The 15,197-nt window shown below is 70.9% G+C and carries 10 protein-coding genes; 7 read left to right on the plus strand and 3 right to left on the minus strand.

Translation table 11 applies throughout. The features are described 5' to 3' along the window. Positions 1 to 30: 30 nt before the first annotated feature. From ACIBLC_RS19710 to serA, 4 genes are all read left to right on the plus strand, one after another. Positions 31 to 1,881, plus strand: coding sequence for an acetolactate synthase large subunit (locus tag ACIBLC_RS19710; protein WP_399212285.1), 1,851 nt, complete (start codon positions 31 to 33; stop codon positions 1,879 to 1,881). Positions 1,882 to 1,901: 20 nt separating this feature from the next. Then, the gene (gene ilvN / locus ACIBLC_RS19715; RefSeq protein ID WP_326720500.1) at positions 1,902 to 2,429 is read left to right on the plus strand and encodes an acetolactate synthase small subunit; all 528 of its coding nucleotides are present in this window, start codon (positions 1,902 to 1,904) and stop codon (positions 2,427 to 2,429) included. Between the two features lie 115 nt (positions 2,430 to 2,544). Then, positions 2,545 to 3,546, plus strand: coding sequence for a ketol-acid reductoisomerase (ilvC, locus tag ACIBLC_RS19720; RefSeq protein WP_399212286.1), 1,002 nt, complete (start codon positions 2,545 to 2,547; stop codon positions 3,544 to 3,546). Between the two features lie 305 nt (positions 3,547 to 3,851). Beyond that, entirely contained in the window at positions 3,852 to 5,450 is a 1,599-nt protein-coding gene (gene serA, locus ACIBLC_RS19725; protein WP_399212287.1) for a phosphoglycerate dehydrogenase, read from the plus strand. Between the two features lie 185 nt (positions 5,451 to 5,635). Here the strand turns inward: serA and ACIBLC_RS19730 are convergent, their stop codons facing one another. Beyond that, positions 5,636 to 8,614 carry an ATP-binding protein gene (locus tag ACIBLC_RS19730; protein WP_399212288.1) on the minus strand — a complete coding sequence of 993 codons (2,979 nt, stop codon included), beginning with the start codon at positions 8,612 to 8,614 and terminating at the stop codon, positions 5,636 to 5,638. Between the two features lie 198 nt (positions 8,615 to 8,812). Further along, on the minus strand, positions 8,813 to 10,360 hold the full coding sequence (locus ACIBLC_RS19735; RefSeq protein WP_399212289.1) for an MFS transporter: 1,548 nt from the start codon (positions 10,358 to 10,360) through the stop codon (positions 8,813 to 8,815). Between the two features lie 97 nt (positions 10,361 to 10,457). Between ACIBLC_RS19735 and ACIBLC_RS19740 the strand changes: the two genes are divergently transcribed. Beyond that, complete coding sequence (locus tag ACIBLC_RS19740; protein ID WP_399212290.1) at positions 10,458 to 11,048, plus strand: TetR/AcrR family transcriptional regulator; 591 nt, start codon at positions 10,458 to 10,460, stop codon at positions 11,046 to 11,048. A 52-nt stretch (positions 11,049 to 11,100) separates the two neighbouring features. Here ACIBLC_RS19740 and ACIBLC_RS19745 read toward each other — a convergent pair whose 3' ends face one another. Then, entirely contained in the window at positions 11,101 to 12,288 is a 1,188-nt protein-coding gene (locus tag ACIBLC_RS19745; RefSeq protein WP_399212291.1) for a PucR family transcriptional regulator, read from the minus strand. A 164-nt stretch (positions 12,289 to 12,452) separates the two neighbouring features. Here ACIBLC_RS19745 and ACIBLC_RS19750 point away from each other — a divergent pair, with 164 nt between their 5' ends. Then, positions 12,453 to 13,379: a proline dehydrogenase family protein gene (locus ACIBLC_RS19750; protein ID WP_399212292.1), complete on the plus strand. Its 927-nt coding sequence runs from the start codon at positions 12,453 to 12,455 to the stop codon at positions 13,377 to 13,379. 32 nt (positions 13,380 to 13,411) lie between these two features. Beyond that, positions 13,412 to 15,043 (plus strand): L-glutamate gamma-semialdehyde dehydrogenase, encoded by a 1,632-nt coding sequence (gene pruA / locus ACIBLC_RS19755; RefSeq protein WP_399212293.1) that lies wholly within the window; start codon positions 13,412 to 13,414, stop codon positions 15,041 to 15,043. The last annotated feature ends 154 nt before the right edge of the window (positions 15,044 to 15,197 follow it).

Consider the following 15,197-nt stretch of genomic DNA (forward strand, 5'->3'; position numbering starts at 1 on the left):
AAAACCCTCAGCATCGAGAAGAGAATGCCGATGACCGAGCAGGCCACCGGGGCCCATCACCCGCAGCCGCGGCCCCGTTCCGGAGGACAGCAGTCCGCCCCCGAACAGGTGACGGGAGCGCAGTCCCTCATCCGCTCTCTCGAGGAGGTCGGGGCCGACACGGTATTCGGCATTCCCGGCGGCACCATCCTCCCGGCGTACGACCCGCTGATGGACTCCAAGCGGGTGCGGCACGTGCTCGTCCGCCACGAGCAGGGCGCGGGTCACGCGGCCACCGGGTACGCGCAGGCCACCGGCAAGGTCGGAGTGTGCATGGCGACGTCCGGGCCGGGCGCCACCAACCTGGTCACCCCGATCGCGGACGCCCATATGGACTCCGTGCCGCTGGTCGCGATCACCGGGCAGGTCGTGTCCCAGGCGATCGGTACGGACGCCTTCCAGGAGGCGGACATCGTCGGCATCACCATGCCGATCACCAAGCACAGTTTCCTGGTCACCAGGGCGGAGGACATCCCCCAGGCGATCGCGCAGGCGTTCCACATCGCCTCCAGCGGCCGCCCGGGGCCGGTCCTGGTCGACATCCCCAAGGACATCCTCCAGGCCAGGACCACCTTCTCCTGGCCGCCGGTCATGGACCTGCCCGGCTACCGCCCGGTGACCAAGCCGCACGCCAAGCAGATCCGCGAGGCCGCGAAGCTGATCACCGCCGCGAAGCGTCCGGTCCTCTACGTCGGCGGCGGCGTCCTCAAGGCGAACGCCACCGCCGAGCTGAAGGTCCTCGCCGAACTCACCGGAGCGCCCGTCACCACCACCCTGATGGCGCTCGGCGCATTCCCCGACAGTCACGAGCTGCACGTGGGAATGCCGGGCATGCACGGTGCGGTCACCGCCGTCACCGCGCTGCAGAAGGCCGACCTGATCGTCGCCCTCGGAGCCCGCTTCGACGACCGCGTCACGGGCAAGCTGGACAGCTTCGCCCCCTTGGCCAAGATCGTCCACGCCGACATCGACCCCGCGGAGATCGGCAAGAACCGCGCCGCCGACGTGCCGATCGTCGGTGACGCCCGCGAGGTCATCGCCGACCTGATCCAGGCCGTGCAGAAGGAGCACAGCGAGGGCCACACCGGCGACTACACCGCCTGGTGGAAGGACCTCAACCGCTGGCGCGACACCTACCCGCTCGGCTACGAGCAGCCCGACAACGGCTCGCTCGCCCCGCAGCAGGTCATCGAGCGCATCAGCCAACTCGCCCCGGAGGGCACGATCTTCGCGGCGGGCGTCGGCCAGCACCAGATGTGGGCCGCGCACTACGTCCAGTACGAGCAGCCCGCGACCTGGCTGAACTCCGGCGGCGCCGGGACGATGGGCTACGCGGTCCCGGCCGCGATGGGCGCCAAGGCCGGCCGGCCCGACCGCACGGTCTGGGCGATCGACGGCGACGGCTGCTTCCAGATGACCAATCAGGAACTCACCACCTGCGCCCTGAACAACATCCCGATCAAGGTCGCCATCATCAACAACGGCGCCCTCGGGATGGTCCGCCAGTGGCAGACCCTCTTCTACAACCAGCGGTACTCCAACACCGTGCTGCACTCGGGCCCCGAGGCCAGCGGCAAGGAGCCGAGCGCCGGAACCCGGGTCCCCGACTTCGTGAAACTGTCGGAGGCCATGGGCTGCTACGCGATCCGCTGCGAGTCCCCGGAGGACCTCGACAAGGTGATCGAGGAGGCGAACTCGATCAACGACCGTCCGGTCGTGGTCGACTTCATCGTCCACGAGGACGCGATGGTGTGGCCGATGGTCGCCGCCGGCACCTCCAACGACGAGGTCATGTTCGCCCGGGACGTCCGCCCCGACTTCGGCGACAACGAAGACGACTGAGAGAGAGCCGAGTCAGACCCATGAGCAAGCACACCCTCTCCGTCCTCGTCGAGAACAAGCCCGGTGTCCTCGCCCGGATCACCGCCCTGTTCTCCCGGCGCGGCTTCAACATCGACTCGCTGGCCGTCGGCGTCACCGAGCACCCCGAGATCTCCCGCATCACGATCGTGGTGAACGTGATCGAGGCGCTGCCGCTCGAACAGGTCACCAAGCAGCTCAACAAGCTCGTCAACGTTCTGAAGATCGTCGAGCTGGAGCCCGGCTCCGCCGTTCAGCGCGAACTCGTTCTGGTGAAGGTGCGCGCCGACAACGAGACGCGCTCCCAGATCGTCGAGATCGTCCAGCTGTTCCGCGCCAAGACCGTGGACGTCTCCCCGGAGGCCGTCACCATCGAGGCCACCGGCGGCAGCGACAAGCTGGAGGCGATGCTCAAGATGCTGGAGCCGTTCGGCATCAAGGAGCTCGTCCAGTCCGGCACGATCGCGATCGGCCGCGGGGCGCGCTCGATCACCGACCGCTCGCTGCGCGCGCTGGACCGGTCTGCCTGAGGCTGGAAACGGGCGGCCGGCGATCGTCGGCCGCCCGCATACCGAGACCCGAAAACTTCCCTTCCCTCGCCCGCCGTACGGTGGGACGCGACACCGCACACCAAGGAGAACCCCAGTGGCCGAGCTGTTCTACGACGACGACGCCGACCTGTCCATCATCCAGAACCGCAAGGTCGCGGTCATCGGCTACGGCAGCCAGGGCCACGCCCACGCGCTGTCGCTGCGCGACTCCGGCGTCGACGTCCGCGTCGGTCTGCACGAGGGCTCCAAGTCCAAGGCGAAGGCCGAGGAGCAGGGCCTGCGCGTGGTGACTCCGGCGGAGGCCGCCGCCGAGGCCGACGTCATCATGATCCTGGTGCCGGACCCGCTCCAGGCGCAGGTCTACGAGGAGTCCATCAAGGACAACCTCAACGAGGGCGACGCGCTGTTCTTCGGCCACGGCCTGAACATCCGCTTCGACTTCATCAAGCCGCCGGCCGGCATCGACGTCTGCATGGTCGCTCCGAAGGGCCCGGGCCACCTGGTCCGCCGTCAGTACGAGGAGGGCCGCGGCGTTCCGTGTATCGCGGCCGTCGAGCAGGACGCCACGGGCAAGGCGTTCCCGCTGACGCTGTCGTACGCGAAGGGCATCGGCGGCACCCGTGCCGGCGTCATCAAGACGACCTTCACCGAGGAGACCGAGACCGACCTGTTCGGTGAGCAGGCCGTCCTCTGCGGTGGTACCGCGGCGCTGGTCAAGGCGGGCTTCGAGACGCTGACCGAGGCGGGCTACCAGCCGGAGATCGCGTACTTCGAGTGCCTCCACGAGCTGAAGCTCATCGTCGACCTCATGTACGAGGGCGGCCTGGAGAAGATGCGCTGGTCGGTCTCCGAGACCGCCGAGTGGGGCGACTACGTCACCGGCCCCCGCATCATCACGGACGCCACCAAGGCCGAGATGAAGAAGGTCCTCGCCGAGATCCAGGACGGCACCTTCGCGCGCGAGTGGATGGCCGAGTACCACGGCGGTCTGAAGAAGTACAACGAGTACAAGCAGGCGGACGCCGAGTCCCTCCTGGAGACCACCGGCAAGGAGCTCCGCAAGCTCATGTCGTGGGTCAGCGACGACGAGGCGTAAGCCGTACGGGAAGGGGTCGGAGCGGATCGCTCCGACCCCTTCGCCGAACCCCCGGTAATGCCTGGGAAATCGGCCCTTTCCATCCTGTCCGGCCACGGACGGGTGATCCTTCCGCGGAGGCGTGAGGCGGCCCGGTCGGCGCCACTACACTGCTGCACATCAACAACGCGTCAGGCCCACAGCGTCGTGCGTCTTCCACGCGGCTAAGCGACGCCGGGGGAGTGCGCTTCCCCGGATCCGCTGACAACCCTCCACCGCATGCGGCCGTCGGGACGGCCGTCCGCATTGGACCTGTGAGGACTCACGTGAGCACTGCGTCAACGAAACCCGTCGTACTCATCGCTGAAGAGCTGTCGCCCGCGACCGTCGACGCCCTGGGCCCCGACTTCGAGATCCGGCACTGCAACGGCGCGGACCGCGCCGAGCTGCTGCCCGCCATCGCCGATGTCGACGCGATCCTGATCCGCTCGGCCACGAAGGTCGACGCGGAGGCCGTCGCGGCCGCGAGGAAGCTGAGGGTCGTCGCACGAGCCGGCGTCGGCCTGGACAACGTCGACGTCTCCGCCGCCACCAAGGCCGGCGTGATGGTCGTCAACGCCCCCACCTCGAACATCGTGACCGCCGCCGAGCTCGCCTGCGGCCTGCTCCTCGCCACCGCGCGCCACATTCCGCAGGCCAACACGGCGCTGAAGAACGGCGAGTGGAAGCGCAGCAAGTACACCGGTGTCGAGCTCGCCGAGAAGACCCTCGGTGTCGTCGGTCTCGGTCGTATCGGCGCGCTCGTCGCGCAGCGCATGTCGGCGTTCGGGATGAAGGTCGTCGCGTACGACCCCTACATCCAGCCCGCGCGCGCCGCGCAGATGGGCGTCAAGGTCCTCTCCCTCGACGAGCTGCTCGAGGTCTCGGACTTCATCACCGTGCACCTCCCCAAGACGCCCGAGACGCTCGGTCTCATCGGCGACGAGGCGCTGCACAAGGTCAAGCCCACGGTGCGGATCGTCAACGCCGCGCGTGGCGGGATCGTCGACGAGGAGGCGCTGTACTCCGCGCTCAAGGAGGGCCGCGTCGCGGGCGCCGGCCTCGACGTGTACGCGAAGGAGCCCTGCACGGACTCCCCGCTCTTCGAGCTCGACGAGGTCGTCTGCACCCCGCACCTCGGCGCCTCCACGGACGAGGCGCAGGAGAAGGCCGGCGTCTCCGTCGCCCGCTCGGTGCGCCTCGCGCTCGCCGGTGAACTGGTCCCGGACGCGGTGAACGTCCAGGGCGGAGTCATCGCCGAGGACGTCAAGCCGGGCCTGCCGCTCGCCGAGAACCTCGGCCGCATCTTCACCGCCCTCGCGAGCGAGGTCGCGGTCCGTCTCGACGTCGAGGTGTACGGCGAGATCACCCAGCACGACGTCAAGGTGCTCGAACTCAGCGCGCTGAAGGGCGTGTTCGAGGACGTCGTCGACGAGACCGTGTCGTACGTCAACGCCCCGCTGTTCGCGCAGGAGCGCGGCGTCGAGGTCCGGCTGACCACCAGCTCGGAGTCCCCGGACCACCGCAACGTCGTCACCGTGCGCGGCACTCTGGGCGACGGCCAGGAGGTCTCGGTCTCCGGCACGCTGGCCGGCCCCAAGAACCTCCAGAAGATCGTCGCCGTCGGTGAGTACGACGTGGACCTCGCGCTCGCCGACCACATGGTCGTGCTGGGCTACGAGGACCGTCCCGGTGTCGTCGGCACCGTCGGCCGTATCTTCGGCGAGGCGGGCATCAACATCGCCGGCATGCAGGTCGCGCGGGCCGCCGCCGGCGGGGAGGCCCTCGCGGTCCTCACCGTCGACGACACCGTCCCGCAGAACGTGCTGACGGAGGTGGCCGAGGAGATCGGTGCGACGTCGGCCCGGTCGGTCAACCTCGTCTGAGGCTGCCCGCCACCCACTGAGGGCTCCGCCCCCAGACCCCCGATCGGCCTGGACGGCCTTGTCCTCAAACGCCGGACGGGCTGAAAAGAGCATCGCCGGCCGGGCTGGATCATCCAGCCCGGCCGGCTTTTCCGTACGGGGGCCCGGCGGGCTTCTCGTGTTCAGGCCCGGTCGGCTTCCTGCGTTCAGGCGGTCGGCTCGGGGACGATCAGGCCCTCCCGGTAGGCGATCGCCACGGCTTCCGTGCGGCCGGCGGCGCCCAGTTTGGCGAGGATGTTCGACACGTGGACGCTCGCCGTCTTGCCGCTGATGAACAGCTCCTCGCCGATCTGGCGGTTGGTGCGGCCGAGGGCGAGCAGGCGCAGGACGTCGCTCTCGCGGGCGGTCAGCGCGGCGATGCGGTCGGCGGCGGACGGTGATTCGGCGAGCCTGCCACGCCGGATGAGGGTGTCCACCGCCTCACGGAGCGGTACGGCGCCGAGGCCGACGGCGGCGTCGCGGGCCGCGCGCGCGTGCTCGGCGGCCTCCTCGCGGCGGTCCGCGCACAGCAGGGCCTCGGCGAGGCGCCGCTCGCAGCGGGCCAGTTCGTACGGGTCGCCGTAGCCGAACGCGGCGACGGCCTTCTCCCACGCCGTGACATCGGGACCGGAGTGCGCGCGCAGCCACTCCGCCTCGGCACGGGCCAGCCAGGCCAGCCCTTCCGGTCCCTGCTGCGAGCCGTCCTCACCCTTGGCGGCCGTGGCCCTGGCCACCTCCACCAGTTCGGTGGCGGTGTCGCTCCAGCGGCGGGCCCCCGCCTCGTCACCGGTGAGCCGGTCCTCGACGGCCGCGTCCGCGACGGCGGACAGCGCCAGCGCGGTGAGCCGGACACCGATGTCGGGGCGGCCGGAGCCCGAACCGTCGCTCAGCCTGGCGAGGTTGGCCCGCACGGACGCGACGGCACCCTCGGCGTCACCCCGCAGGGCCGCGTCATCGGTCAGCACGACGCCCGCGACGAGCGTGGCCATCCAGTCGAACGGCCCGTCGAGCAGGGCGCGGGCACGCTCGGCGGCGCGCTCCTCCCCGCGCGCGAGAGCGACGTACAGCGCGGGGCCGATCGCGAACCCGCCCGCCGCGGGCAGCCGTTCGGCGTCGGCCGCGGCCGACCGGGCGCACTCGTCCCAGCGGCCCAGTGTGTAGAGGACCAGCGACTGGAGGTAGCGCAGCTCCAGGGCGTACGGCGCGGACAGCAGGCCGGAGCGGTTCGCGCGCTCCAGTCCCTCCGAGAGCCAGCTCAGGCACTCGTCCAGGTCGCCGGATTCGTAGCACCCGATGGCGAGGTTGAAGTGCGCGCGCATCTCGATCGTGACGTGGCCCGCGCGCCGGGCGAGGTCCCGCGCCAGGCGGAGTTGGTCACGGCCTTCGGCGGTGCGGCGGTTCCGATCCTCCAGCCCGACGAGGGAGATGATCAAGTCGGCCCGCGCGTCCGACAGTTGCAGCTCCTCCGCGATGCGCAGTGCCTGGCGGGCGACGCGCTCGGCGTCCTGGTCCTGCCCCATGTACCGGGCCGCCATGACGTGGGTGGCCGCCGCCCACACCCAGGTGCGCGACGGGGGCTCGGCGGGGATCATGGCCAGCGCCTCGCTGCTGTACGTGAACGCGGCCTTCAGGCTGTCGACGCGCATCAGGTTGCCCGCCAGGGTGTAGCGGACGCGGGCGGCGAGTTCGGAATCCGCGTCCGAGCCGGCTCTCGCGAGGGCGGAACGGGTGAGGGAGACCGCCCGGTGCGTCTCCCCGGCGTGCGCGGCGGCCGCCGAGGCGCGCAGGGTGAGGGTCACCGGGTCGGCGTCGCCCTCGGGGCGGGCGGCGGAGTCCACCGCGGGCCACAGTTCGAGCGCGGTCTCCAGATGGCGCAGTTCCTCGGCGGGCGCGCCGACCCGCTGGGCGTGGTCGGCGGCTTCGAGCGAGGCGACGAGCGCGTCGGCGAGATCGTGGCTCTCCCGCGAGTGATGGGCGCGCTCCGCCGCGTTCTTGGCCGAACGGCCCTGCCCGGCAAGGAGCTTGGCGAACGTGCGGTGCAGCCTGACCCGCTCTCCGGGCAGCAGATCCGCGTACACCGCCTCGCGGGTCAGGGCGTGCCGGAAGGAGTACGTGCCGTCCTCGCCGGGGACGAGCAACTGCCGGCCGACCGCCTCGCGCAGGGCCGACTCCAGCTCGTTCTCCGGCAGTTGTACGGCGTCACGCAGCAGGTCGTGCTCGACGCGGCGTCCGGCGACGGCCGCCGTCCGCAGCACCTGCTGTGCGGTGTCGGAGAGTTGCTCGATCCGGATCAGGAGTACGTCGGCCAGGCCGCTCGGCATGGCGCCGGACGCGGAGCCGGCGCTGCCGGGGAGTGTGTCGGCGGTGGCGGCGAGCAGCTCCTCCGCGTAGAAGGCGTTGCCCTCGGCGCGGTCGACGATACGGCGGACGGTCGTGTCGGACAGCGGGCCCGTACCCAATTCCCTTACGAGTGTGGCGACTTCGGCGTCGGCCATCGGCCGCAGCTCCAGCCGGTCGACCGCGGGCAGCCGGACCAGCTCGGCGAGCAGCGGGCGCAGGGGGTGGCGGCGGTGCAGGTCGTCCGCGCGGTAGGAGGCGAAGATCGCCAGGGGGTGCGGCGGGGCGCCGGAGGCCGGGCTCTGGAGAAGACCGCGGCTGAGCAGGAAGCGGAGCAGGTCGCGCGAGGACTGGTCGGCCCAGTGGAGGTCTTCGAGGATCAGCAGGAGGGGGGTGACGTCGGCGAGGTCGGAGAGCAGGGAGGCCATGCCCTCGAAGAGGCTGAGGCGGTTGCCGCTGTCCGGGCCGGCGCGGGTGCCGAGGAGGGGGCTGACCGCGGGGTGCGCCGCCAGGGTGGTGGTGAACCGCTCGTCCGCGGCCAGTACGCCGAGGATCTCCGTGAACGGCAGGTAGGGGAGGCCCACGTCGCCGAGGTCCACGCAGTGGCCGGTGAGGACCGTCATACCGGTGTTCGCGGCGTGGGTGGCGGCTTCTGCCAGTGTGCGGGTTTTGCCGACGCCCGCGTCGCCCGCCAGCAGTACGGCGTGGGGGTCGCCCTGCCTGGCGCGGGTCAGCACGCCGGTGAGCCGGGCGAGTTCGTCTGCCCGGCCGATGAACGGCGTACCGAATGTCTGTGCCACGTGGACCATCCTGGCATGGGGGACCGACATGGGGTGGTCGGGTTTTTTCGCCCCCTCCGCCCCCGAACCCCCGCTCCTCAAACGCCGGAGGGGCTGATTCTTAGCCTGTCCGGCGTTTGAGGACGAGCGCGAAGCGCGACAGGGGGGTCTGGGGGCGTAGCCCCCGGATACGGGACGGGAAGGGGCGGAGGGGGCGAAGAAGCCGCCTCAGACGAGCACCTTCTCGGCCTCGGTGTCCCGTACTCGCACCCTCCGCAGAGCCGTCGCGGCCAGCGCCGCCGCACCCAGCAGGAGTACCGCCCCGGCGATCGCAGCCGCGTGCATGCCGCTGGTGAACGCCTCCCTGGCGGCTGTTGTCAGGGCCTGGCCGGTGTCGCCCGGGAGTTGCTGGGCCGTGGCCAGAGCGCCGCCGAGGGTCTCGTGGGCCGCGGCCGGGGCGTCGGAGGGGATCCGGTCGCGGTAGACCGCGGTGCCGATGGAGCCCAGGACCGCCATGCCCAGGGCGCCGCCGAACTCCGTGCCCGTCTCCAGGAGGGCGGAGGCGGCGCCCGCCCTGGCCACGGGGACGGTGCCGAGGGCGAGGTCCATCATCTGGGACATCACGGTGACGATTCCGGACGCCAGGACTCCGGCTCCCGCGAGCACCAGCCAGAGCGAGTCGGTTCCGGCGAGGGTCAGCAGGCCGAAGCCGGCCGCCGCGACGACGAAGCCTCCGGTGACGACGTACGCCCGGTTCGCGCCCTTCTGGACGAGCTGGGTCGTGACCGGCGCCGCGACGCCGATGAGTACCGAGGGGAGCAGTGCCCAGAGCGCGGCCTCCAGCGCGCTCTTGCCGAGCACCGACTGGATGTACTGGGTCGTGAAGTACGCCGACCCCATCATCCCGAACGCCGAGACGAGGTTGAGGACGACAGCGGGAGTGAATCCGGGCCCGCGGAACAGCGCCGGGGAGATCAGCGGGGACTTCGCGGTGCGCTGGCGCTGGACGAAGAGGTGGGCGAAGAACAGGCCGACGGTGATGGAGAGGACGTACTGGGTGTGCGGGCCCTCGGCCGTGAGCTCCTTCAGGCCGTAGATCACGGGGAGTACGGCGGCCATCGAGAGCGGGACGCCGAGGAGGTCGAAGCGGCCCGGCGCCGGGTTCCTGGACTCCGGCAGCAGGATCGGGCCGAGAACCAGCAGGAGCGCCATCGCGGGCAGGTTGACCAGGAAGACCGAGCCCCACCAGAAGTACTCGACGAGGACGCCGCTCATCACCGAACCCAGCGCGATACCACCGGTCATGACGCCGGACCACAGGCCGATCGCCTTCGCGCGCTGACCGGGGTCCGTGAACATCGTGCGGACCAGCGCCATCGTCGACGGCATCAGTGTCGCGCCGCCGATGCCGAGGACCGCGCGGGCCGCGATCAGGGTCTCGGCACTGTTCGCGTACGCGGCCACGAGCGAGGCCGTGCCGAAGGCGGCGGCGCCGAACAGGAGGAGCTTGCGGCTGCCGACGCGGTCGCCGAGCGACCCCATCGTCATCAGCAGGCCGGCCAGCACGAACGCGTAGATGTCGAAGATCCAGAGCTGTTGGGTGCCGCTCGGCTCCAGGTCCGCGCTGATCGAGGGGATCGCGAAGTAGAGGACCGAGACGTCCATCGAGACCAGGAGCAGCGGAAGCATCAGGACGCCGAGGGCGGTCCACTCGCGGCGGCCGGCCCGGGCGGGCGGCTCGCAGGCCGGGTTCGTCGTACACGTCGGGTTCGTCATGGCAGGGACTGTACGAGCGTCATAAACGCTTGTCTAGTACGACTGTGTAATACGTTTGTCTGGGACGGTTGTCTGGATCGGAGGTAGGCTGGCCCGCATGGGACACCGTGAGGATCTGCTCGAAGGCGCCAAGCGCTGCCTGCTGGAGAAGGGGTTCGTGCGCACGACCGCGCGCGACATCGTGAAGGAGTCGGGGACCAACCTCGCCTCGATCGGCTACCACTACGGGTCGAAGGACAAGCTCCTCGCCACCGCGTACGTCGCCCTGGTGGAGGGCCTCTCCGACGCCTTCGACCCCATCGAAGGCGTCAGCGGGGCTGCCGCGCCGGGTTCCCTGGAGCGTTTCCAGGAGGTCTGGTCGAAGGTCATCAGCACCATGCGTGAGCCCCACTCGATGTGGCGTCTGAGCATGGAGATCGTCGCCATGGGGGACCAACTGCCCGAGGTCCGAGACCACTTGGCGCGGGCTCAGCGCGAGGGGTCGCGCGGCTTCGTCCCGCTGTTCATGGGCGGCCTGGAGGAGGACGTCACCGAGGAAGAGGTCGACACGGTCGGACAGTTCTACTCGACCCTGATGATGGGCCTCATCGCGCAGTGGACCTTCGACCCGGAGTCGGCCACCGACGCCGAGCGGCTCACCCAGGGGCTGCGCCGAGTCATCGAGGCGTCGGCGAAGCCCGTCGGCTGAGCCGTCGGATCACCGCTCGGAGCCGCCCCCGCTGCCGTGCCTCGGCCCGATGTCAGAGCCGCGCGCCCTTCAGTGCCATGTGCAGCAGCAGCCGGTCCTCGCCGTCGTCCAGGTCGAGGCCGGTGAGCTGTTCGACGCGGGACAGGCGGTAGTAGAGGGTCTGCCGGTGGATTCCCAACTCCGCTGCCGTGCGGCCCGCCTGGCCGGCGCAGTCGAGGAAGACCTCGGCCGTGCGGGCGAGTTCGCGGTGGGCGGGCTCCAACAGGGTGCGTACGACGGGATCGTGGGCCGCGTCCGGGGGGAGGGACGTCAGGAGCCGGAACGGGCCGATCGAGGACCACTCGGCGACCGGGCCGAGGCGGGGCTCGGCCAGCACGGCGCGCGCGGCGGCCGAGGCCTCCTGCCAGGCGGCCCCCAGTTCGGCGAGACCGGTGCGGGCCCCGGCGACACCGGCCGCCGCGTTCCCCGCCGCCTCCCGCACGAAGCGCGAGGCCGCCGTCAGCGCCGGGGTCAGCACGTCGGGCGACCGGAGCCGGACGAGCAGCGCCAGGCTCTGTCCCGCCGTGCCCCACGGCACCGTGCACAGCGCGGTCGCCCCCGGCACCGTACGGACGGAAGGGGCCTCGTCCGGGTCCGCCGAGGGCCAGGGGGCCACGCACACCACCGTGTGCAGGCCGTCGCCGCGGGCGCCGAGGGCCGTACGCAGCTCGGCGACGGCCATGTCTCGCTGCCAGCCGCGCTCGGCGGTGAGGACGGCGCGGAGCTCGCGGGTGAGGTCGGCGCCGGCCTGTGCCTCGTCGGTGAGCAGGGCGCCGATGCGGGAGGCGACGACCATGGCGGCGGTCAGCTGGTCCGCCGTCGGCCCCGGATCGTCGTCGAGCAGCCAGACGTAGCCCCGTACGACACCCCGGTGGCGTACCGGGAGACAGATCCGGCCCCGGTACACCCCCGCTTCCGGGGTGGGCGGAATGCGGACGGGGGCGGTGGCCCGGGTGATGCCGAAACCCTCGAACCAGGTGCGCACGGCCGTGGTGGAGCGGCGGGTGAGGATCGAGCGGGTGCGCACGGGGTCGAGGGCGGAGGGATCGAGCTCGCCCTCGCTGTCGTACGCGGCGAAGGCGATCAGCTCGAAGTCCCGGTTCTCCAGAGTCGCCGGCATGCCCAGGAGCGCCGAGATCTCGTCGACCAGCTCCTGGTAGTCACCCCTGTGTTCAGCCGTCACCCGGGCATTCTCCCGCATTTCCGCCAGGCCTTCATACATTTGTCTGAGATCCAGGGCACGGATGCGTGACAGCTGTCGATGGCAGAGGATCGGTGGGATCCCTAGGTTTCACGGTGGTTCTCCGTGCCGTACCCGAATCGTCGGGATTCGGCCTCCCGCTGGCTCTGTTGTGGAGGTGCCCCGTGCTGGGTCCCGTGATTCTCGCCGCGTCGCGCAGCGACAGGATGCGTCGCTTCGTGTCGGCGGCGCCCGGCACCAAGCAGGTGGTCGCCCGGTTCATCGCGGGCGAGTCGGTCGACCAGGTCGTCCCCGTCGTACAGGACGCCGTCGCGAAGGGCCTCTCCGTCACCCTCGACGTCGTCGGCGAGGACATCACGACCCGCGAGCAGGCGTACGCCGCCCGGGACGCCTACCTGGAGCTCGTCGAGCACCTCAAGGCGCTGGACCTCGGCACCCGCGCCGAGATGTCCGTCAAGCTGTCGATGTTCGGGCAGGCGCTGGAGGGCGGGCACGAGCTGGCCCTCGGCAACGTCCGCCCCGTCGTCGAGGCCGCCGCCGCCATCGGTACCACCGTCACGCTGGACGCCGAGGACCACACCACCCTCGACTCGATGTTCGCCATCCACGAGGAGCTGCGGAAGGACTTCCCCGGCACCGGCTGCGTCATCCAGGCCTACCTGTTCCGCACCGAGGCCGACGCCCGCCGCCTCGCCGGGAGCGGCAGCCGCGTACGGCTCGTGAAGGGCGCGTACAAGGAGCCCGCCGAGGTCGCCTACCAGCAGAAGTCCGAGGTCGACAAGGCGTACGTGCGGGTGCTGCGCATCCTCATGGAGGGCGACGGATGCCCGATGATCGGGTCCCACGACCCGCGCCTCATCTCCATCGCCCAGGAACTGGCCCGCAAGGCCGGGCGCAAGCTCGACGAGTACGAGTTCCAGATGCTGTTCGGCATCCGCGGCGAGGAACACCTGCGGCTCGCCGCCGAGGGCCACCGGATGCGTGTCTACACCGCTTACGGAACCGACTGGTACGGCTACTTCATGCGCCGCCTCGCCGAGAAGCCGGCCAACCTCCTCTTCTTCGCCCGCTCGATCCTCACCAAGGGCTGACCCCACCGCTCAGTTAAGGAGCCACGGAAACCATGGACGCCGTAACCCAGGTCCCCACCCCCGTCAACGAGCCGGTGCACGGCTACGCCCCCGGTTCGCCCGAGCGCGCGCGCCTGGAGGCCAAGCTCAAGGAGCTGGCCGAGAACCCGGTCGACCTCCACATGACCATCGGCGGCGAGCGGCGGCTCGGCGGCGGCGAGGCCTTCCAGGTCGTACAGCCGCACAACCACAAGGCCGTGCTCGGCACCGGCCGGGGCGCCACGAAGGCCGACGCGCAGGACGCGATCGACGCGGCCCTCGCCGCCGCGCCCGCCTGGCGCGCGATGTCCTTCGACGACCGCGCCGCGATCATCCTGCGCGCCGCCGACCTGCTGTCCGGGCCCTGGCGCGAGACCCTCGCCGCCTCCACCATGCTCGGCCAGTCCAAGACCGCCCAGCAGGCCGAGATCGACTGCCCCTGCGAGCTGGTCGACTTCTGGCGCTTCAACGTCAAGTACGCCCGTGACCTGCTCGCCGAGCAGCCCCCGGCGAACTCGCCCGGTGTCTGGAACCGTCTCGACCACCGCCCGCTCGAGGGCTTCGTCTACGCGATCACGCCGTTCAACTTCTCGGCGATCGCGGGCAACCTGCCGACCGCGCCCGCGCTCATGGGCAACGTCGTCGTCTGGAAGCCGTCGCCGACCCAGACGCACGCCGCCGTGCTGCTGATGCGGCTCCTGGAGGAGGCCGGTCTCCCCAAGGGCGTCATCAACCTCGTCACCGGTGACGGCATCGCGGTCTCCGAGGTCGCCCTCACCCACCGCGACCTCGCCGGCATCCACTTCACCGGCTCGACGAAGACCTTCCAGCACCTGTGGAAGACGGTCGGCGAGAACATCGCGAACTACCGCACGTATCCGCGCCTGGTCGGCGAGACCGGCGGCAAGGACTTCCTGGTCGCGCACCCGTCGGCGGACCGCGCGGTGCTCAAGACCGCGCTGACCCGCGGCGCCTTCGAGTACCAGGGCCAGAAGTGCAGCGCGACCTCGCGGGCGTACATCCCGGCGTCGATCTGGAACTCCGGCTTCAAGGAGGAGTTCGCGGCCGAGGTCGACTACCTGACCATGGGTGACGTCACGGACCTGGCGAACTTCGTCGGCGCCGTCATCGACGAGCGCGCGTTCGCCAAGAACAAGGCGGCCATCGACCGTGCCAAGGCGGACCCGGCCTGCACGATCGTCGCGGGCGGCTCGTACGACGACTCGGTCGGCTACTTCGTGCGCCCGACCGTCGTCGAGTGCTCGGACCCCGAGAACGAGGTCTTCAAGACGGAGTACTTCGGCCCCTTCCTGGGCGTGTACGTCTACGAGGACGACAAGTACGAGGAGATGCTGACCCAGATGGAGTCGGCGTCCGACTACGCGCTCACCGGCGCGGTCGTCTCGGGCGACCGCGCGGCCACCGCGTACACGATGGACAAGCTCCGCTACGCGGCCGGCAACTTCTACATCAACGACAAGTCGACCGGTGCCGTGGTCGGCCAGCAGCCCTTCGGCGGGGGCCGTGCCTCCGGCACCAACGACAAGGCCGGCGCCCCGCAGAACCTCCAGCGGTGGACCCTGACCCGCGCCATCAAGGAGACGCTGGTCCCGCCGACCGACTACGCGTACCCGCACATGGGCTGACCCCCGACGCCCTGACGTCACAAGGTTCCGGGCCGGGGGGGCCCGCCCCCCGGGGGGGGGGCCCCCCCGGGGGGGGGCCCCGGGGGGGGGGGGGCGGGGGGGGGGGGTGGGGGGGCCCCAGCCCACCCCCCCGCCCCCCCCCCCCCCCCCCCCC

It is taken from the genome of Streptomyces sp. NPDC050535, assembly GCF_044457665.1.
In the GTDB taxonomy this organism is placed as follows: Bacteria; Actinomycetota; Actinomycetes; order Streptomycetales; family Streptomycetaceae; genus Streptomyces.